The organism is Beijerinckia mobilis, assembly GCF_000745425.1.
In the GTDB taxonomy this organism is placed as follows: domain Bacteria; phylum Pseudomonadota; class Alphaproteobacteria; order Rhizobiales; family Beijerinckiaceae; genus Beijerinckia; species Beijerinckia mobilis.
In genome coordinates this window covers 256,088-277,433 of sequence record NZ_JQJH01000002.1, presented here as the reverse complement: position 1 = coordinate 277,433, position 21,346 = coordinate 256,088, and the positions used below count along the sequence as shown (strand labels likewise).

The following is a 21,346-nucleotide window of genomic DNA, read 5'->3' as shown; positions in this document are numbered from 1 at the left end:
CCGGCATTCCTTAAACCCGTTCATTTTTCGGGCAGCCAATTTTCTCCTGAAAGGTCGCGGCGCACTTTGTCGAGTTCTTCCGTATAACGCCGCAAGACCCGCGATTCCGTCAAGAGCCCGATGATATGCCTGTCCTGCTCGTCGGCCACCACGGCAAGCGCCTCGCATTCACTGCGCTCGAAAACATAAGCCGCCATTTTGACATTCATGTCTGGCAGGAGCATGGATTCCTTCTGGCGCAGGATCCTGCTGACGCGCGCTTCGCCCAGAGCAGGCATCGCCTCTCGGCCAGAAACCGCTTCCTCTTGGAGAGATTTCTCTTTGACCACCTCGCCTTGGACCGTTCCCTTCCCGGCCGGATAATCCGGCAACGCCGCGAGATAGGCCTCGGTCACGGAAATGATTCCGGCATAATGTCCCTGCGGATCAGCGGCGAGAACCCATTGCAACGAGCCCAGCGGAAATTTCTCCCTGAAAGCGGCGATGGAAAGATCGGAGCAAACGACCGGCACATCCGTATACATGAGCTTGCCGACCGTCAGATCCCGCATCCAGCCGACATCCTGGGCGCTGCGGATCGATTCACCGCGCAGGTGCAAGCGCCAGGTCGCGAAGGAATAACCGAACATCCGCCGCACCATCACCGAGACGATGGTCGCCACGGCCAACATCTCGATGGCGAGCGGCAGATCGCTTGTCGCTTCCAGCGCCAGAAAGGTCATGGTCATCGGGCCGCCGACGATCGCCACAGCCGTGGCGGCCATGCCGACGACAGTCGCGATCCAGGCATCGGGCGCCAGCGCCGGGTCGATCCAGCCGACCAGAACCACGAAGATGCGCCCGAGCAGACCGCCGAGATAGAGCGAGGCGAAGAACAGGCCGCCGCGAAAGCCGGAACCAATCGAAACCGCCGAAGCTATGGCCTTGAGCAAAAGGACGCCAATAAGAAAGGTCAGCGTGACATCGCTTTCAGCGAACAAAGTGGCAAGCGCGCCATGGCCCGAGGCAAGCACATGCGGCGTGATGAGCGCCAGAGCACCAAGCACGCAACCGCCGATTGCCGGACGCATCGCGGCCGGCACCCGGCTCCGGCGAAAGATCGTCTCCATCGCGGTCACGGCGCGCATCACGACAATGCCGAACAGGCCACAGGCAAGGCCAAGCACCAGAAGCAGAGCCATATCGCCATGAGACAGGGCTATATCCGGTCCTTTGCCGACGAAATCGCCGCCTGTCCCCAATGCCCTCCCGGCGAGCGCGCCGCCGACCGCCGCCGCACCGATCGGGGCAAGACCAAAAGGCGTATAGGAACCAAGGATGAGCTCAAAGGCATAGAAGGCGCCGGTCAGGGGCGCGCCGAAGGCGGCGGCTATGGCGCCCGCAGAACCGCAACCGACGAGGGTGCGCAGATCGCTGCGCCGCAGACGAAAAGCCTGGCCGAGCCAGGAGGCGAAACCCGAGCCGAATTGGGTATAGGAAGCCTCAAGGCCGACCGAACCGCCAGTCCCGTTGGAGAGGAGGGTCTGGCCGGTGATGAGCACGGAATCACGTAGCGACATCCGGCCACCGCACAAAGCATTGGCCTCGATCGGATCCACCGGCCGTTCACGCCGCCATTTCTGCAGAAAATGGCCGCTGATACCTAAGAGAAGCCCCCCTACGCCGGGAATAAGCGCCTGCCAGGGATGGCCAAGCCGCGTCAGGCTGCTCAGATGGGATTCGAAAGCAATCCCATAGAGAAACATATGCATCCAATTGGCGAGACTGATAATGCCGGCGACGAGAACACCGGCGATCTGCCCGGCGAGGAGTCCGAGACAAATGAGTCCCAGTTCGTAGCGCCGCACGATCCTGCGCACATAGGCGGGCACGCTCCAACGCATGGGCGTGCCATCCATGGAGGCCATGGCGGGAGATGAAGAGATCGCGGGAGAAGCGGCTTTCGGCGGCAAACCCATCTTGACCGATATTTCTCCGCCTGTCCGAAGAGGATTCATTATGCCGATGGGTAGCACTGCATGAACCGAGATCCAAGCGGAGCTCTGCCTTGAAAATCTCTGCTCCGGTCTCGAAAAGGGGCAGCCAGATCTCAGGCGGGGCTGGAAAAGACCAGGCGCGTTCCCGTATAGGCGCGCACCAGGCGGTCGGGCATTTCCGCCTTGGCAATCTCGTAAAATGGCTCACCGGTACAGTGCAACGGGATGAGGTAATCCGGTCCGATCTCCTTGAGCGCCGCCACCGTCCGGCGCACATAATCCAGCGGATAGGGTGCGAGATGAAAGCCGCCGATGATAGCGTGCACTTTCTCGACGCCGGAGATTGTTTGTGCCTGTCTGACAGTATTGACGACACCACGATGACTGCAGGAGGTCAGAACGATGAGGCCACGGCCCCTGAGATGAAACGCCGTCGCGATCTCATGCCGGAACTTGTCGGGAATGGGCCCCGGCCCACGCTCGGCTTCCGGCAATCGTTCAGGCGAACAGCCGTTTCCCCCAGCCATGCCGGGATACATCGCGCTCGGGGACAAAAGCATCTCGAAACTTTTCCCGGCGATCGGGCCGGAGGTGAAACCGTGCCCGGCGACGAGCACCGGCCCTTCGGCAAGGGTTGCATCAAGGCCCGTCTCGGCCAGGAGCGCACGGTCGATCACACCGAAATCCCCCTTGACGGGAGGCGCCGTCCATTGGCGTGCGCAGAAACAATCCTCTCCACCGACATGGAACGGCAGTCCCCGTTTCAGATGATCCTTATTCTGCCGCAGAAAACCGGCGAGACCGCCAAAATGATCATAATGGCCATGACTGAGGACCAGCGCATCGATCTCGGCCGGATGGAGACCTAGAAGCTGGAGATTATTGTTGAGTGCCGTGGCGGTATAGCCGAAATCGATCAGCGTCCTGCGTGTCTGCGCTCCACGCGACGATGTCACATGAAGAGAAAGACCGAATTCACTCGCGGGCGTTCGGTCCGGCGGATGGTCGGGACTGATGCCCCAGCCGAAATGCTCGATCGAAAGATTGCCCACCTTGCGGCTCGGCGCGACGGCGAATTGATAATCCTCCGTCACGACATGGACACTCACGCTGTCAAGTTCGGGGACCGGCAAGACCAAGGCCTGCGCCGCAGTTCTTGACGCCGTTCCCGTCAACGCTGCCATAAACAGGCTTAAAGAAGCAGCGCCGCAGCCGCAAAGCACATTCCGTCGACTGGGATCCTCACAAACAAAGGGAAATTGTCCGATCCGCTCATCACTATGCCGGGAGAGCCGGAATCTCGCAGGTGCGGCAGGAGCCATGGGCAACCTCCGATGTTTGTCTTGACGCAAACTGGAAGCCTAGAGCATTTCGGATGTTTCCGAACTGCTCCACTTGGAAAAATTAGCGCATTTTCAGGTAGACAAAATGCTCCAAGGCCACGGATACGCTATAATCTGTAGCCGCACCGGGCGTTGACACAAACATTACGCCCCTCTCCCGCCGATCGCAAGATGGCAGGCAGCATTGCATCATACGGCGATATCAGGCGGCCGCTGCATATATCGAACAGCTATATGCAGCGGCCATCATCCTATCTTTTGATGGCACCGACGATCTGATCGACATTGTTGCGGACCATGCGGAGATAGGTCGGTGCCGGGCCATCCGGCGGCGACAGGGATTCGACGTAAAGCATGCCGCCGGGCACCGCGCCCGTCGCCTTAGCGATCTGCCGCACGAGGCGCGGATCGTTGGAATTTTCCAGAAAATAGACCTTCACCTTCTCCTTACGAATCTGGTCGATCAGTTTCGCGACGGTCGCCGCCGAAGCTTCCGTCTCGGTCGAAAAACCGGTCGGCGCGAGAAAAGTCACGCCATAGTCACGGGCGAAATAACCGAAGGCTTCATGGCTCGTCAGCACTTTCCGCTGTTCTTGCGGCACTTGCGCGATCTTCGCGCGGACATCAGCGTCAAGCGCCTGCAATTGCTGGCGATAACGGCTGGCATTTTCATGAAAGGCGGCAGCATCCTCGGGATCGGCGGCGGCGAGCGCCTTTTCGATATTATCGGTCCAGACGATGACATTGGCGACACTGTTCCACACATGCGGATCAGTCACATTGTGGTCACCCTCTTCCATCGCCAGGGTCTTGATACCCTCCGAGACAATGACAGGCTCACCCTTGTAGCCGGAAGCCTTGGCAAGGCGGGCAAACCAGCCCTCAAGTCCTTCACCGCTGATGAAGACGAGCGAGGCCGCCTTCAGGGAGCGGGCATTATCAGGCGAGGGTTCGAATTCATGCGGATCGCCATTGGTCGGCACGAGGCTCTCGACCGTGACATGATCGCCGCCAATCTGTTTCACGACATCAGCGAGCACGGTGAAGCTGGCGACAGCCTGAACCGTCTTGGCCATAGCCCCCTGCCCCGAGGGGACGAGCGACAGAAGACACGCCGAAAGGCACAAGCAAGCGACGCCAGGGATCCGTATCCGCATATCCCATCTCCCTCAACCGGTGCGATGCCGCAAGGGCAACAGTCGGCGCATGGCGCCCGATGGACAAAACAGCAGGGAAAGAACGTAAAAGCAGGCAGCCGTGAGAATGATCGTCGGCCCCGAGGCAAAGCCCAGATGGAACGAGACGATCAGCCCGATCAATCCCGAAAGCGCGGCGATAACAGCAGCGACCAGCGCCATGCCGGGTAACGTGCGCGCCCAGAGCTGCGCCACGGCGGCGGGCAGCATCATCATGCCAACCGACATCAAAGTGCCGAGCGCCTGAAAGCCCGCCACGAGATTGAGGACGACGAGAAACAGAAACAGGAGATGATAAAAGATGCCATGGCCGCCGACCGCGCGCATGAAGCCCGGATCGAAACATTCCGCGACGAGCGGCCGGTAGACGATGGCGAGCACGATCAAAGTGAAAGTGGCAATCGCCCCGACAAGGTAAAGAGCCGGCGCGTCAATGGCGAGAATGGTGCCGAAGAGCACATGCAGAAGATCGATGTTCGAGCCCCGCAGCGACACGATGAGGACGCCGAGCGCCAGAGAGGTCAGATAGAAACTCGCAAAACTCGCATCCTCGCGCAGCACTGTCGTGCGGCTGATGAGACCAGAGAGAAGCGCGACGCTCAAACCGGCAACGAGACCGCCGAGCCCCATGGCGGGCAGAGAAAGACCTCCGGCGATCAGAAAACCGATCGCCGCGCCCGGCAGAACCGCATGGCTCATCGCATCGCCGACGAGGCTCATGCGGCGCAGCATGAGCAAAACACCGATGGGACCGGAACCAAGGCCGAGCGCGATGGAAGCCACCAGCGCGCGGCGCATGAAACCATAATCCGCGAAGGGGCTGATGAAGAGAGCGGAGAAGCTCATGCGCTCCCCGGCACGGACGCTGCGGCCCCTGGCCTCTTGCTGAAGGGGGGAATGTGCATCGAAAGACCCTTATGAAACAGCTCACGAGTAAGGAGCCTTTGAGGAATCAGGCGGCGCAATAGGGGGCGCTTTCATCCCATTTTTCCGCCATCGCCCGCGTCCGCTGCAAATTGGCCTCGGTGAGTACGCTGGCGGTCGGCCCCCAGCCGACCAGATCCCGCGCCAGGAGCAAAGTCTCGGGGAAATGGTGCCGTACCTGATCGAAATCATGCAGCACGGCGATCACCGTACGTCCTTCGCCATGCCAACCGGCAATGATCCGCAAAAGGTCCTCGGTGGTGCGCGCGTCGATTGCGGTAAATGGCTCATCCAGGATGATCACGGAGGCATTCTGCAGAATGAGGCGCGCGAAAAGGACACGCTGGAACTGGCCGGAGGAGAGCGAGCCGATGGAACGGAATTCGAACCCCTCAAGGCCGACGGCGACAAGCGCCTGCCGCGCCGCCTCGGCGCAGGCGCTCGTCACCCGACCAAACACGCCGACCTCGCGCCAGGCACCGAGCATCACAAGATCGGCAACCGACAAGGGAAAATGGCGGTCGAGCTCGGCCGCCTGCGGCAGATAGCCGAAATCGCCGATAGCCAGGCCGCAACGATCGATTGTGCCATGTGACAGCGGTAATTGACCCATAATGGCCTTGAGCAACGTCGATTTGCCCGCCCCATTAGGTCCCACAATGGCGGTAAGGCATCCCCGGGCGAAAGTGCCTGAAAGGTGATGCACCGCCGGATGGGCCTCGTAGGTCAAGGTGACGTCGTCGAGCACGAGAACGGGAGGCGAAACAGGCTTCATGGCAGGGAAATCGCCCATACGATCGCGAGCCACAGGCACAGGATGACGGGAAGCGCGAAAGCCAGCCGCTGCCACGCCGAACGCGCCAGGAGCGAGGTGAGAAAGGGATCACGGGCGGCCATGCGGATGCTATTTCTTCGGCGCGAGGGGAGATCAGGTGACCGATCATAACGCAATGTTATAATATATCAATGCCCATGAAACGGCCCATCAAACTGATCATGGCTCGCGAATCCTGGATGTGCGGGCGGCTGCCGGCAATGATTCCACAGCGGCGCGGGGGGGCTTCATGCCGCCGGACGAAAGTGGCCCCGGCACAAGCCGGGGCCATCTGCATTCCGAAACCTTTGCCACAGGCAAACGCTCACCAGGCAGCCCGTACCTGGCTTGCCGGCCGGTTCAGCTCGACATCATTCGTGCCAATGGATTTGATCCAGTCGAGCGGAATGAAATGGTCGCGTCCGTCCGGGGAATCGGCGCGGGTAAGCTGTATGCGGTCGCCTTCGAGGTGATCGACAATACCGATGATCTGGCCGTCAGAAGCCATGACATTCATATGATCATGGATCTTATCGGCATAGGATGCCATATCCGAGCCGACGAGGCCCGTGCTCGCTGCCAGACGGTCCTTGTCGATAGCTTGGCCAAGGCGGGAATCGTCAATGTCGACTTTGGTTTCGCGCACCTGATCCGACACTGTCTGCTCATGTTCGGTGACGTTGCGGCTGAGGAGGATTTCCTCGCTGATATGGATATCCTTCTCGACCACCGGCTCTTCGGCATGTTGCGTGAGTTCGATCGTTCTTTCAGCGAAGACATCCTCCGCCGCGGTCACGGAGCGATCAACGGGATGACGATCGAGCGTGATATTTTCCTCACGCAGATTGATTGTCGCGCTGACCGGCCGCATCACCGTATAGCTGTGAACGCGAACGCGGCCATTGTCGATTTCGCGTTTGCCGAGATGCATGATTTCCTGGGCGACGGGGATCACCTCTTCCCGCCCGGTAAAGGCCGGGGCTTGCGAGCCCACACCGGCGAAACGGGTCTCGCCCATATTCTCCTCGCCAAGGAGAGCCGCATTCTCTTCCTCGGTCAAGGGCCTGATATCCTCTGGGCTTTCAAGCAGCGTCATTTCCTCGGAGGTCTTCTCTTGTTCACCCAAAGCCGGTGCAATGGGAGCCGCACCGGCTGGTGCCGCCGCAATCGCGCCGGAAGGCTGATCTTTCATTGCAGCATCCGCCATTTCGGCTTTTTCTTCCATCTTGGCCGGCATGCTGGCGTGGGCGGCCGCATAGCCGGTCCAGCCTTCGGCGCGCCATTGCGCTTCCTGCTCGTTGAGATCGATCGTGCCGGAGGAATCGAGAATATCGAAAGCCTGTTCATAGGCGGCATCGCTTTCCGCGCGGACCGACACGAGATAACCGCCCCGCTTCAAGCTCTCGGCATAGATATGACGGTCTTCCTCGGGCAGGAACATCCCCTTGAGGCTTTCCCAAAAGCCTTTTTCCTCCTCAATTGTGCTGCCAGCGGCTTCCTGCAGCGTCCCTCCCAGACCATGCAGGAAATGAATGGAGGATTCCGGAATGCCGATCGCCAAAAGCTTGTCCACCGCCCTGCGGGCATCCGCCTCCCGATCGAAAAACGCCGTGATGTGATGATATTTGGTGGAATCGCCTTGTCGCGCCTCGGGTAGCGACTCAGAAAGATTGGCCATGAACTGTCTCCCTTCCTCGGGTGAACTGGCCGCGTCCTGAAGCGGCGCAGCCGTTGCGGGCAGGGTCTCGACAAGCGCGCGTTGTTGACGCCGTTCGACGGGTATATTCACATAGGTGTCGGAGCGCTGCCGGCGAATGTGGATTTCTTCCGTCAGGACGAGGCGCTTTTCGATGAACAGAACTTCCTTGAAAACCGGAATGATCGTGAGATCGCCTTCAATTCGGACATCCGGAACACTATCGACAACACGATCCACCGGCACACGTTTGATCTCGACAGTCTCTGACGCAAGCGTCGCCTCAATGGTCTCGTTCAGCCTATCCGTGACGACACGCACACGGACTGACCCTTTCGACACCGATCGTTTACCGACAGACGCGATTTCCTGATAAAGCGGCAGAGTTTCGGTTTCCGTCTCAAGATTTTCATTCATCGTGGGACCCGATCCATTGCCAATTTTCAACAAACGGCTGGCATCGAGGTTCCAGAAGGAAATTGAGGAATTTCCCTCACATGCAAATTGCGCGCGGTGAGGGATAAGCAGCAGGCCATGAATGCGAAGCTCGAGCAAGTTCATCGTCCGGGCACCCGCAGCCGGATCGGCCTGCCACGCGCGATTGCGCATACATTTCCATTGTATGAATCGCTATGTCCTCCCGTGAGGAGATCACACGACCAGGACTGCCGAAACCATCATTGCCCGGGCTTGAAGATCGCCACGGCATTTGCATCGCCAGGCCGGGGCAGAAGGCCCGCCGCGAAGAAGGCGTCGGCGATCGCCTGTTGCTCGCCGAACGCATCGCGCTTGACCGCGCCGACTTCGTAACTGCGTTTGGCATTGGCATCAAGCACAGTCTCTTCATCGATGCCCCAGAGTTTTGCGAGAATCCGGGTCGCCGCTTGCGGATGCGCCTTCACATCCCTCCCGCGTTCCACCAGCTTTTCAAAGATGACGGCAAGCTCGGGAGCATGTGTCGTGGCATAGTCCCCAGTCGTGACATAATAACGTTTGTATGCGGCGAGGCTCTGCGCATCGGCAAGCACACGCGCCTTCGTCTGCCGCTGGATGCTCGAAACGAAAGGTTCCCATGTCACCAGCGCGTCGATCCGGCCGCTCGCCAGCGCCGCGCGCCCGTTCGAGCGCGCCATCTGTCTTCAGCAAGACCATGAGAGTGGGTGAACGCTGACAGCCGATGCGCATCACCTCTGCCTCGGCAAGCGCGCCGTCATGGCAAAAGAGCACCGCCAGCAAGAGCGCGAAGAGGGTCAGCATCACGGATCCGTGCCCACGGCAAAAAAACTCAATTCGAACATGATGCCCCTCCGCAATGCCCACGGCGGAATTACGCGGCGGGCGATAGATAAATACATATCCAATTGATATATCTTGTATTTTGTAGCGTCAGCGGCGCCATGATGCGGCACTATAGAGAAAGCCCCGCCCGAAAATACTTGAGTTTTTCTCAACGATCGGCATCCGTGACCGGTCTGGTCTTCGATCGGCTCAGGAAACACGCCACGCCAACTTCAAGGCTTTCGCTTTTTCCGACTGCCCTTTTATAAGGGTCGAAACATCATTCTCCTCCGCCCATTCGGAGCGGCGCCACCGCCTTGAGCAGAAGGTTAAGGGCAAGGGGTGAGGTGACGGACTTTCACGAAGAGGATTTCATGGGTTTCAAATGCGGCATCGTCGGCCTGCCCAATGTCGGCAAATCGACCCTTTTCAATGCCCTCACGCAGACCGCGGCGGCGCAGGCGGCGAATTATCCCTTCTGCACGATCGAACCGAATGTCGGCGACGTCGCCGTGCCTGACGAAAGGCTCACGGCGCTCGCTGAAATCTCCCATTCCAAGGAGATCATCCCGACGCGCCTCACCTTCGTCGATATCGCCGGCCTCGTGCGCGGTGCGTCGAAGGGAGAAGGCCTCGGCAATCAATTCCTCGGCAATATCCGCGAATGCGATGCCATCGCCCATGTCGTGCGCTGTTTCGAGGATTCCGACATCACCCATGTCGCGGGCAAGATCGCGCCGATCGACGATATCGAGACGATCGAGACCGAACTCATGCTCGCCGATCTCGAATCTCTCGAAAAGCGCGTCGGCAATCTGGAGAAAAAGGCCAAGGGCGGCGACAAGGAAGCCAAGGAAATCCTGTCGCTTGTGGAGCGCAGTCTCGCGCTTCTGCGCGAGGGCAAGCCGGCGCGTCTCGCGGAGGTCGCGGCCGATGAACGCAAGCTTTTTTCAAGCCTTGGTCTCCTGAGCGCCAAGCCGGTGCTCTATGTCTGCAATGTGGAAGAGGAATCCGCAGACAAGGGCAATTCCTTCTCCGCCGCCGTCGCCGCGCGTGCAGCTGAGGAGAACGCGGTCACCGTCGTCGTCTCGGCCAAGATCGAAAGCGAGATCGCCATCCTGCCACCGCAGGATCAGAAGGACTATCTCGAAGCCGTCGGGCTCACGGAACCAGGCCTCAACCGCGTCATTCGCGCCGGCTACAGCCTGCTCGGTCTCATTACTTATTTCACCGTCGGACCGAAGGAAGCCCGCGCCTGGACGATCCCCGCCGGAACCAAAGGCCCGCAGGCGGCTGGCGTGATTCATACCGATTTCGAGAAAGGCTTCATCCGCGCCGAAACGATCGCCTATGAAGATTATATCGCCCATCAGGGCGAAACCGGCGCGCGGGAAGCCGGCAAATTCCGCCTAGAAGGCAAGGATTATGTCGTCGCTGACGGAGATGTGTTGCATTTCCGTTTCGCCAATTGAAACGGATGATTTCGCGCCGCATTACCAGTTTTTGAGAGGTCTCACGCCGAAACGCATGTGTCACGACAGAGCGTGATCCACAGCGCTCGGCGGACGACCACCCCGCAATCGCAGGAGCCGGCAGGCAATGATCTATGGTCAGTGCCGGTCGAGATCACGGACGCGGGGCAAATCGGCAACAGCCAGGATGCGAGGTCGCGCATCCTGTTCACATTTGAAAAGAAAGCATTTTCTTAAAGCCGCCAGAGGCCGCATGGCAATTGGAAAGCTGTTCCCGTAGCGAGCTCGCGGCATTCGGAAGCTTGGCTTATTCCCGATTTGGGGAAATGCGTGAGGGAATCATCCGTGCCATTGTCTCGAACAGAGAGAGACAACAGAGGCAACGCAACGCACCAAGCTCGAAGGCCCCGCGCCTAGACTATGATACAGAAACAATCACGGTCACGGAATTGTCGAATTTCTATCGTTATATAAAATGCACTCCACTCATACGTATAATAAATAAAAATAGATTTAAATTTAATTTATGTTGCGTATGATCGGAACTTTCTATAATGACAACGGCAGATTTCTCGTCGAGATAACGATTTTATCCCTTTCTGCACCCTGTATATTACATTGTCGGCTGAGGTCTTTCAGACCTCAGCTTTTTCATTTGGGCGTTTGTATCACAAATATTCCATAACAAGGTGGGCTGGTTCTCGTTTCACTCGAGCACCGGAAACCTCCCGATAGATCACAACCAAAAGCCCCCACTCTTACGGGGGAGCCTTGTCTTCATTTAAAGCCTGTCACATCAAGGGGATTTGCCGGGAGGAAGGCTCATCGCATCGATGGCAGCCTGCTCGGCCGCCGTTGCTTTTGCGCGTGAGGGCGCCTTGATCCTCTCGCGCAACCCCTGGAACAGAACATAGAGCGGCGGTATCACGAAAATGCCAAGGAAGGAGGCTCCGATCATGCCCGCGAACACCGCCGTCGAGACATTGCGGCGGGCAAGCATGGCGGCTCCAACCGCGAAGACCAACGGGACGAGCCCAAGGATGAAGGCAAAGGAGGTCATCATCACCGGGCGAAACCGCAGCCGCGCTCCTTCCGTCGCCGCTTCCAGCAAGGGCATGCCGTGTTCGCGCCGCTCCTTGGCGAATTCGACGATCAGAATGCCGTTCTTCGCGGCAAGACCGATGAGCACGATCATGCCGATCTGGGCGTAGAGATCGAGCGTGACGCCCGCCACGACCATGCCCACGAAAGCTGCAACGAGACCGACGGAAACCGACAGAAGCACCGAAACCGGAATGCTCCAGCTTTCGTAAAGCGCGACCAGGAAGAGATAGGCGAACAGGACGGCGAAGGCGAGAATGATGGGCGTCTTGCCCTCGGCGCGTTTCTCCTGGAAGGAAATATCCGTCCAATCCCCGCGATAGCCGGTCGGCAGGACATTGGCGGCGACGCGTTCCATCGCACTAAGCGCCTGCCCCGAAGAAATGCCAGGCGCCGGGCTCCCCTGCACCGTCGCCGCGAGCCGGTTGTTGTAGCGGATGAGGGCCTGCGGACCGACGACGAGGCGCACCTCCACGAGGCTACGCAGCGGAACCATCTTGCCCTGTGCATTACGGACATTGATGCGGTTGATATCGTCCACCGAGGCACGGTCCTCCGCCTCGGCCTGAACCTGGACCTGCCACGTCCGCCCGAAGAGATTCATATCGTTGACATAGAAGCCGCCGAGGGATGCCTGAAGCGCCTGGAAAATGTCATTGATTGCGACACCGAGAATCTGCGCCTTGTCACGGTCGATATCGAGATAGATTGACGGGTTTGTGGCCGAAAACGTGCTGAACACCCGCGCCAGTTGCGGATCCTGATTGGCTGCGACGAGGAGACCGCGCAACACTTGCGCCAACGCTTTGGGCGTGCCACCGGCAAGATCACGCAAGACGAAACTGAAGCCGCCGCCGGTGCCGAGGCCGATGATGGGCGGCGGACTGATGGGGATGGCGCGGCCGCCGCGCACCTCCGCGAGTTTTTCACCAAGCCGGCGAATGATCGCGGGCGCTCCGTCTTCCTCCGCCTTGCGTTCCTCGAAAGGCTTTAGCGTCACGATCACGAAGGCCGCATTGGGCTGCGAATAATTGTCGATGAAATTCAGGCCGACGATCGAGGAATAATCGGCAATCGTCGGTTCTTCCTTCAGGACGGTTTCAACCTGACGGATGACATCGGTCGAACGGCCGATCGAAGCCCCATCGGGAAGCTGGACGATGACAAAGAGCGCACCCTGGTCTTCCTCCGGCACGAAGCCTGTCGGCGTCATCTTGCCGAGTACATAAATGCCAGCAAAGGCCGCGGCCACGGCGACGAGACTGAGCACCGAGACACGAACCAGCCGGGCGACGGCTGCGCCGTAACGGTCACGCACCCAATCGATTGCCCGCATCAACGCGCCGATCGGCCCCCGGCGCGGACCATGGCGCGACTGCAGGAGCAGAGCGCAAAGCGCCGGCGATAACGTCAGCGCATTCACTGCCGACAGGAACATCGAGACCGCGACCGTCACCGCGAACTGACGGAAGAGCACGCCCGAGATTCCCGGGACGAAGGCAACCGGAACGAAGACGGAGAGCAACACCAGCGTAATGGCGATGATCGGCGCGGTAATGCCTTTCATCGCCTGGATCGTCGCCTCGGCGGGGGTCAGTTCGGGATGGTTTTCCATCACCGCCTCGACCGCTTCGACGACGACGATCGCGTCATCGACGACGATACCGATCGCAAGCACCAGGGCCAGCAGCGAAACCGTATTGGCGGAATAGCCGATCGCGTTCAGCACGACGAATGTGCCGATCAGGCTTACCGGGACGGCAATCGTCGGGATCAAAGTCGCGCGCAGATTGCCGAGGAACAAAAATACCACCAGCACGACGAGGACAAAAGCCTCGAAGAGCGTATGCAGCACCGTCTCGATCGTCGCCGAAACGAATGTCGTCGGATCGTAGGTGACTTTCCAGGCAAGATCCTCGGGAAAATCCTTGGCGGCTGTCCGCAGCTTCTCCTTGACCGCGTCCAGCGTTTTCAGCGCATTCGCGCCGGGCGTCTGGTAGATGCCGATGAGTGTAGCGGGGCCGCCATTGAGGCGGGTCGAGCGGTCGAGATTTGCCGCGCCGAGCTCAAGGCGGGCAATATCATCGAGCCGCAGGATCGAGCCATCGGGATTCGTCCGGATGATGATCTTCTTGAATTCGTCGATCGAGGTCAGACGGCCCTTGGTCTGAATATTCAGCTGCAATTGCTGATCGTTGGAGATTGGCCGCGCGCCGATCCGGCCGACCGCCGCCTGGACATTCTGCGCCTTGATCGCATTAATGACATCGCCTGTCGTGAGGCCAAGGCCGGTCAGCCGGTCCGTATGCACCCAGGCGCGAACGGAATAATCCTGCGGCGCGAACAAAAAGGCATCGCCCACGCCAGGCGTGCTCTTGATATCATCGAGAAGATTGATGGTGACGTAATTTGAAATGAACAACTCGTCATGCGTCTGTTTCGGTGAAGAAACCGCAATCACGCCGAGAAGCGCGGAGGATTGCTTCTTGACGTTGACGCCCTGCCGCTTGACATCTTCGGGGAGTTTCGACAGCGCGGTCTGGACACGATTGTTGACATTGACCGTATTAATGTCCGGATCGGTACCGAGTTCGAAGGACACCAGCAGGGAATAACTGCCGTCATCTCCGCTCACGCTTTTCATATAGATCATCTTGTCGACGCCGATGACCTGACTTTCGATCGGCTGCGCGACCGTCGATTCGACCACGGCTGCCGAGCCGCCAGGATAACTCGTCTTGACGGACACCTGAGGCGGCACGATATCGGGATATTGCGCGATGGGAATGACGAAGAGCGAAACGAGACCGGCAATCACTGTAATGATGGCGATGACGGTCGCAAGCCGGGGCCGCGCCACAAAGACGTCTGAAATCATGGATCAGCTCCGGTCGGTAAGCGGCATAACGGGGCTGGCGGTCACGGGGCCGCCGGGACGCGCGCGGTCGACGCCCTCGACGATGACTTGCTCTCCTCCTGTAAGACCCGATTCGACGATCGAATCGCCGCCAATTTCCCCCCCGAGCTTCAAGCGGCGGACCTGCGCCTTGCCATCCTCGACAACAAAGACATAGACGCCCTGCTGATCGGCCAGCAAAGCGGATTCAGGCACTGTGACCTTTTCCTGCGGCTTGCCACCTTCGACCGTGACCTGGACCAATTGTCCGTCGATCAGCATGCCATCGGGATTGGGCACGATAGCCCGCACGGTGATTGTATCCGTCGATTTATCCACCGTCACATCGACGAAATTGATCTTGCCCTCGTGATCATAGGTAGAGCCATCGGAAAAGCGAAGGCTGACCTTGAGAACATCACCCGCCATTTTGCGCTTTTCATTCTCGAGACGAAGGAATTCACGCTGGCTGACCGGGAAGACGACATAGGTCGGATCCTGGCTGACGATCGTTGTCAGGACTCCGCTATCGGGACCGACAACATTGCCTTTCGTTACATTTGTCCGGCTGATGATACCAGCGATAGGCGAGGTGATTTGCGTATAGCCAAGATTGATCATGGCGCCGTCCAATTGCGCTTCCGCCACGGCAACATCGCCGAGGGCGGTCTGCTCTTCCGCCACACGCACGTCGCGCACGGCAGCGGTACCGGTTTGCCTGGCCAGCAATTCCTGCGCACGGGCGCGCTGGAGCGAGGCATTCGCCAGCGCGCCCTTCGCCTTCAACACATTGCCCTTGGCTTGTTGCACCGCGGCATCAAAGGGCTCCCGTTCGATACGAAACAGGGGAGCACCTTCGGCGACTTTGTCGCCCTCCTTGAACAGAACAGCTTGGAGATAGCCGGTGACACGCGCACGAACCTCGACCTTGTTCATCGCCTCGATCCGGCCGACGAAGCCCAGCGCGTTGGTGACCGGCCGTTTGGAGACAAGAACAGTACCGACGATGGCTGGCGCCGGCGTTTGCGCGATTACGGGGCCGCGAATGGAGCTCATAGCCAGCAAAACACACACAATGACAGAGAGATAACGGACAGAGGGATACCGCATGAACTCCGTCTCCATCGATCGCATAGCCGTTCTTGCAAGCCGTCAACGCGCGTCTCGAACGCGCCCGCACATTCATATCATTCTTTGGCAACAGGCATCAAAGTGGATTTTGGGTTAGGTGACCCATTGTTTCACCCCCAAGTTTCCTCTCAAGCTGCATCAGCCGACGGAACCGTGTCTTGATCGGCGTGTTTTACCCAACGCGCATCTCGGCACATCTCGGTACATCGGACCACGTCAGGAAAACCGGCAGCTTGGCCACAACAGCAGTTTTGAGGGCATACAGCTTGCGGTCCCCCTGGTGGTGCGAGACAGGCTCCGCAACGGCTTGGCTCACAATCAGCCTTCACAGGCCGCTATGATTATCCTCGTCCCTTCACCTCGGTTTCACGGTTAACCTGCCCAACGAAACAGCTCCCGGGAGGGAAATATGACAACCCATCTCGACGAATTATTACCCACCGCCAAAGACATTATGAAGAAAGTCGCTATCGCCGAGGCGGCGGAAGCGGCCAAGCGCGAAACCGCGCAAGCCAAGGCTGCGGAAGAAAAAAAAGCACTGATCGAGCAGCTGTCGAAACCCTCCGGACTGTCGGACGAGGAGGCCATTCGACGCGCCATCGTCATCATCGATCGCGCCGTCAGCAATGGCCTGACGGAAGTCCAGGTCTACCGCTTCCCCAACGAGCTCTGCACGGATCACGGCCGCGCCATCAACCAGGCGGAACCGGGATGGGAGACGACCCTCACCGGCATACCCAAGGAAATCTATCAATTGTGGGACAAATATTTTCGCGAGCGCGGCTACAAGCTGAAGGTGGAAATCGTCGACTATCCGGGGGGAATGCCGGGTGATGTCGCGATGACGATGAACTGGAGCGACACCGAACCGGGCACGACCCATTGACCCTCACCGGGCAGCCGCTCCATCACGGAAATAGTGCGGGCATAAACACCCATTCCGCTAACAGAGCCGTTGGTAGAGATGACCGCTGGCTTGGAGCGTTGCGGATATACCCAGAACATGACCCAACAGATGAGAGCATCGAAGGTTCGAATGGAATCCTCTTCGATGCTCTGTTTCATTGAAAACGCAATCAGATTGATTCCAAAACGGGTGCCCTTTTGGGTTTGATGCTCGCGACGGACAGCGCAGGGGAGCGGGACTCATGATCTTCGATAGCGCGGCATTACCCTCCAACGCTCCCACTTGGCCACTCACGGGGCCGATTCCGGGGCCAATGGGCTTCTTCGCGCCCGTGATGGATTATTGGATCGATGCGGTGCAGCGCAGCCTGCTGTTTCTCGACGTCCTGCGTCAACGCGGCAATCAATATCACGTCCATATCGCCAAGACGGCGCCACATGTTCTCAATTATCAGGTGGAGCTTGTGGTTGATGGCCGCCAACTTGAACAGGCCGTCAATTACCTCCTCGTCAAGGTCATTCCGCCACCAGGCATCAACGTCGATCCGACGCTGCGGCCTTTCGTGATCGTCGATCCGCGCGCCGGTCACGGTCCCGGCATCGGCGGGTTCAAGGCGGATAGTGAGATCGGCGTTGCCCTCAAGGCCGGCCATCCCTGCTATTTCATCGGCTTCCTGCCCAATCCCATGCCGGGCCAGACGATCGAGGATATCGCCCGCGCGGAAGCGATCTTTCTCAAGAAGGTCATCGAACTGCATCCTGAAGCCGATGGCAAACCCTGCGTGATCGGCAATTGCCAGGCCGGTTGGGCGATCATGATGCTGGCCGCCATCGCCCCCGACCTGTTCGGCCCCATCATCATCGCCGGGTCGCCTTTGTCCTATTGGGCAGGCGTTCATGGCCAAAATCCCATGCGCTATAGCGGCGGTCTTGTGGGCGGAAGCTGGCTGACCGAGCTCACCAGCGATCTCGGCAATGGCATATTCGATGGCGCCTGGCTCGTGCAGAATTTCGAGAACCAGAATCCCGCGAACACACTTTGGACCAAGCAATATAATCTCTATTCCAAAATCGACACGGAACCGAAACGCTATCTCGATTTCGAGCGCTGGTGGAGCGGCCATGTCAATCTCGCTGCGCAGGAGATTCAATTCATCGTCGACAAGCTCTTCATCGGCAACAATCTCGCCGCGGGCAGGATCGAAACCTCCGACGGGAAGACAATTGATCTCCGCAACATCCGGACACCCACCGTCGTCTTCTGCTCGAAGGGAGACAATATCACGCCGCCGCAACAGGCGCTGGGCTGGCTTCTCGATCTTTATGAATCCGTCGACGACATCCGCGCCTATGGTCAGACCATTGTCTATACAATTCACGAATCCATTGGTCATCTCGGCATTTTCGTCTCGGGAGGCGTCGCCAAAAAGGAGCATGGACAATTTTCAAGCAATATCGATCTGATCGACGTCCTGCCGCCAGGCCTCTACGAGGCGATTTTCGAACCCAAAACGGAGATGATGGCGCATCGCGATCTCGTCGCCGACGAATGGGTGATGCGATGCGAGAGTCGAACATTGGAGGACATCCGCGCCCTTGGCGCAAACAGCACGGCCGATGATCGCTGTTTCGAGACCGCCGACCATGTATCCAAAGTCAATCTGGCCTTGTACCGGCTGTTCGCGCAACCGCTGATCCGCGCCTTTATCAACCCATCACTGGCGGAAACGATCCGCAAGAGTCAGCCGCTGCGGCTGCAATATGATGTTCTATCCGATGACAATCCCTTGATGCCGCCGCTTGCCACAATAGCGGAGAAAATCCGCGAATACCGCAGGCCGATTGCGACGGACAATCCCTTTATCATCATGCAGGAGATGGTTTCCGAGCAGATCGTCGCGGCTCTAGACAACTGGCGCGTGGCCTGCGAAACAATCACCGAACGGAGATTTTTCGCGATCTATGGCTCACCCGCGCTGCAAGCGGCGTTTGGCATCGACCGGTCGGATACACATCCGTTTCGCAAGGCACCGAAAAGCAAGCTGTATGATGAACTCAGGCGGATCCGGATCACCGAACTCAAATCACAAATTCCCGTCGGAGGATTGCGCGAGGCCACAATCCGGGGCCTTCTCTATGCCGGCATGGCTCGAGGTTCGGTCGACGAACGTGGTTTCGAGGCGGTGCGCCGTATTCGCGAGACCTATGACACAACACCTTTGCCTGCGTTCAAATCCATCGTCCGCCAACAATTCTATATGCTGCTGCTCGACACGGAAAGCACGCTCGCGGCCATACCCGCCATGTTGCCGTCCGACATGGATGCACGGAAAAAGGCGTTGCAGATCATCAAACAGGTTCTGAGCGCGCGCGGCGAACTCTCCACCGAGGACAAGCGGCGGTACCAGCGGGTCGCGGCTTTGTTCGGTGTCGAGGAAGACGTGGAGCCGCAGGGCAGCCTGACGGTCGTGCCAATGACACGAAAGGAAACACGCAAGGACGTACAGACCAAGACGCCATGATCGATCGCCGGCGCCCCGGCGCTCTCAAACCGAATGGATATCACTGCCGGTTTGAACGCATAAAGCCGCATAGCCCTAGCCTCGCACCTTCACTCTTCCGCCATAGGCCTTCGGACCAAAGTCCTCTTTCGCCGCAAATCGCGCCGGGCCATAGACAATCTGGGAAAAAGCTTGATCCCGATGATGGCGAGAGCCCACCGATTGTGCGGCGCGCGCAGGCGGGAGAGGAAGACGCATGATTTTTTATGACGATATCACCAGCGGCGACCTGATCGAGACCGGCATGCGCGCCCTGAGCCGCGACGACATCATCGAATTCGCCCGCGTCTATGATGCGCAGCCATTCCATCTCGATGAAGAGGCCGCCAGAAACTCCCTGCTTGGCAGCCTTGCCGCTTCCGGCTGGCAGACGGCGTCGCTCACTCAGCGTCTCGTGCATGAGGCCTTCATCGGCAAGGCCTCCTCGCTTGGCGCGCCCGGTATCGAGGAATTGAAATGGCTGAAGCCGGTCGTGCCAGACGTCGGTTTACGCGCACGCATTCATGTGGGCGACAAACGCGTCTCGAAAAGCCGTCCTGAAATGGGCCTTGTCAATCTCTTCGTCGAAGTCCTGAACGAGGCCGGCGTCACCGTGATGACGCAACGCAATGTGCTGCTGATGGGCCTGCGCGGTGCCTTGCAAAAACCGATCGAGCGGCCCCAGGATGGCGGTGCGCAGACACAGGATGGTTTGTCATTGCAACACTCCGCGCCTCAGGAAAGGCCCCTCCGGCCGTGGCCGAAGACGCAATATCTGGAAGATCTGCCAGTCGGACAGGAAATTCTCCTCGGCAAGGAACATTTCACGGCACAATCCATCATCGCCTTTGCAACGGCCTATGATCCGCAGCCGTTTCACTTCGATGAGGCAGCAGCACGGCAAAGCCATTTCGGCGGGCTCGCGGCCTCCGGCTGGCAGACAGGGGCGAGCTGGATGAAGCATTATGTGGCTTATCGTGAGGTTTTTTCGAAGGAGTTTTCCGCCGAAGGCGGTATCTTGCCGGAATATGGCCCCTCCCCCGGATTCATCGACCTCAAATGGCCGCGCCCGGTCTATGCCGGAGACACGATCACCTATACAACCCTCATCGAGAGCATACGTCCCACCTCGCGGTCCGGCTGGGGGCTCGTCACCTCGCTGAACCGGGGATTCAATCAGAATGGCCAGTTGGTCCTTTCCTTCCGTCCTTCCATCTTCTGGCAGATGAAGCCGGTTTGATGCGGAGCAAGCCCCTTGAGAGAGCTATGGATTTTGCCCCGTCACAAACAGACCCGGCCCATACGTGTCAGCATCCTCCCGTGTTCGATGACGCCTTCTTCGAGCAATTGATCGATCTGTTTCGCTGGCGCCGCGATGTCCGCCGTTTCCGGACGGATCCGGTGCCTCAGGCTCTCGTCGAGGAACTGGTGTCGATGGCGACGCTCGCGCCCTCCGTCGGCAACAGCCAGCCATGGCGGTTCATCAGCGTCGAAAGCCGCGAGCGCCGCCAGAAGGTGATCGAGGATTTCAATCTCTGCAATGCCGAGGCGCTCAAGACCTATGAGGGCGAGCGCGCCGCCCGTTATGCGCGACTCAAATTGTCGGGTCTCAGGGAAGCACCGATTCATCTCGCCGTCTTTTGCGATATGGAGACGCTGGCCGGCAAAAGGCTCGGCCGTCTCACCATGCCGGAAACCCTCTCCTATTCGGTCGTCGCCGCCATTCAAATCCTCTGGCTCGCCGCGCGGGCACGTGGCCTCGGCCTCGGCTGGGTGTCGATCCTGCATCCCGATGTCCTGAAGAAGACGCTCGACGTGCCGGCTGAGTGGCAGTTCATCGCCTATCTGTGCCTCGGCTATCCGCAGGAGGAACATGAGGATCCCGAATTGGTGCGCAGCCAATGGCAGGCACGTCTCGCCGAGCCCGGGCGCCTGCTGCACCGCTGACCCCTTTCCAAGCCTCCGGTCCGGCCGGCATCCTGACCGTGGCCAAAGCCATACTTACACAATTACAATGAAATAGCAGCGTCACGGAAAACTGCTAGCCTGTATGACATAACCTCTGATCAACGC

Annotated in this window: 15 protein-coding genes; 5 read left to right on the top strand and 10 right to left on the bottom strand. The window is 59.0% G+C overall.

What is annotated here, in order from left to right:
* Positions 1–20: 20 nt before the first annotated feature.
* From DL88_RS03460 to DL88_RS03430, 8 genes are all read right to left on the bottom strand, one after another.
* Positions 21–1,958, bottom strand: coding sequence for a chloride channel protein (locus tag DL88_RS03460; protein WP_051955543.1), 1,938 nt, complete (start codon positions 1,956–1,958; stop codon positions 21–23).
* A 131-nt stretch (positions 1,959–2,089) separates the two neighbouring features.
* A complete protein-coding gene (locus DL88_RS03455) occupies positions 2,090–3,115 on the bottom strand; it encodes an MBL fold metallo-hydrolase (RefSeq protein WP_245270599.1) in 1,026 nt (341 codons plus the stop codon).
* A 455-nt stretch (positions 3,116–3,570) separates the two neighbouring features.
* The gene (locus DL88_RS03450; protein ID WP_034991665.1) at positions 3,571–4,476 is read right to left on the bottom strand and encodes a metal ABC transporter solute-binding protein, Zn/Mn family; all 906 of its coding nucleotides are present in this window, start codon (positions 4,474–4,476) and stop codon (positions 3,571–3,573) included.
* 12 nt (positions 4,477–4,488) lie between these two features.
* Positions 4,489–5,361, bottom strand: a complete 873-nt coding sequence (locus DL88_RS03445; RefSeq protein ID WP_034991663.1) for a metal ABC transporter permease — start codon at positions 5,359–5,361, stop codon at positions 4,489–4,491.
* A 106-nt stretch (positions 5,362–5,467) separates the two neighbouring features.
* The gene (locus DL88_RS03440; RefSeq protein WP_034991660.1) at positions 5,468–6,214 is read right to left on the bottom strand and encodes a metal ABC transporter ATP-binding protein; all 747 of its coding nucleotides are present in this window, start codon (positions 6,212–6,214) and stop codon (positions 5,468–5,470) included.
* Positions 6,211–6,336: a hypothetical protein gene (locus DL88_RS20920; RefSeq protein WP_280949194.1), complete on the bottom strand. Its 126-nt coding sequence runs from the start codon at positions 6,334–6,336 to the stop codon at positions 6,211–6,213. Before DL88_RS20920 ends, DL88_RS03440 begins: the two co-directional genes overlap by 4 nt.
* Positions 6,337–6,578: 242 nt before the next feature.
* Positions 6,579–8,366: a DUF2382 domain-containing protein gene (locus DL88_RS19195; RefSeq protein WP_169741527.1), complete on the bottom strand. Its 1,788-nt coding sequence runs from the start codon at positions 8,364–8,366 to the stop codon at positions 6,579–6,581.
* Between the two features lie 260 nt (positions 8,367–8,626).
* Positions 8,627–9,082 (bottom strand): type 2 periplasmic-binding domain-containing protein, encoded by a 456-nt coding sequence (locus DL88_RS03430; RefSeq protein WP_051955541.1) that lies wholly within the window; start codon positions 9,080–9,082, stop codon positions 8,627–8,629.
* A gap of 519 nt (positions 9,083–9,601) precedes the next feature.
* Here DL88_RS03430 and ychF point away from each other — a divergent pair.
* Positions 9,602–10,699, top strand: a complete 1,098-nt coding sequence (gene ychF, locus DL88_RS03425) for a redox-regulated ATPase YchF (protein ID WP_034991657.1) — start codon at positions 9,602–9,604, stop codon at positions 10,697–10,699.
* Positions 10,700–11,495: 796 nt separating this feature from the next.
* On the opposite strand, the gene DL88_RS03420 is transcribed toward ychF, so the two are convergent.
* Entirely contained in the window at positions 11,496–14,678 is a 3,183-nt protein-coding gene (locus tag DL88_RS03420) for an efflux RND transporter permease subunit (protein ID WP_051955540.1), read from the bottom strand.
* Between the two features lie 3 nt (positions 14,679–14,681).
* Positions 14,682–15,806 (bottom strand): efflux RND transporter periplasmic adaptor subunit, encoded by a 1,125-nt coding sequence (locus tag DL88_RS03415; RefSeq protein ID WP_051955539.1) that lies wholly within the window; start codon positions 15,804–15,806, stop codon positions 14,682–14,684.
* 430 nt (positions 15,807–16,236) lie between these two features.
* On the opposite strand from DL88_RS03415, the gene DL88_RS03410 reads away from it, so the two are divergent.
* The 4 genes from DL88_RS03410 to bluB all read left to right on the top strand — a co-directional run bounded on the left by DL88_RS03410 (position 16,237) and on the right by bluB (position 21,220).
* On the top strand, positions 16,237–16,713 hold the full coding sequence (locus DL88_RS03410; RefSeq protein WP_034991653.1) for a hypothetical protein: 477 nt from the start codon (positions 16,237–16,239) through the stop codon (positions 16,711–16,713).
* Between the two features lie 334 nt (positions 16,714–17,047).
* Positions 17,048–19,255: a DUF3141 domain-containing protein gene (locus DL88_RS03405; protein ID WP_051955538.1), complete on the top strand. Its 2,208-nt coding sequence runs from the start codon at positions 17,048–17,050 to the stop codon at positions 19,253–19,255.
* A 235-nt stretch (positions 19,256–19,490) separates the two neighbouring features.
* Complete coding sequence (locus DL88_RS03395) at positions 19,491–20,513, top strand: MaoC family dehydratase (protein WP_034991644.1); 1,023 nt, start codon at positions 19,491–19,493, stop codon at positions 20,511–20,513.
* Between the two features lie 26 nt (positions 20,514–20,539).
* On the top strand, positions 20,540–21,220 hold the full coding sequence (gene bluB / locus DL88_RS03390; RefSeq protein ID WP_051955537.1) for a 5,6-dimethylbenzimidazole synthase: 681 nt from the start codon (positions 20,540–20,542) through the stop codon (positions 21,218–21,220).
* Positions 21,221–21,346: the final 126 nt, after the last annotated feature.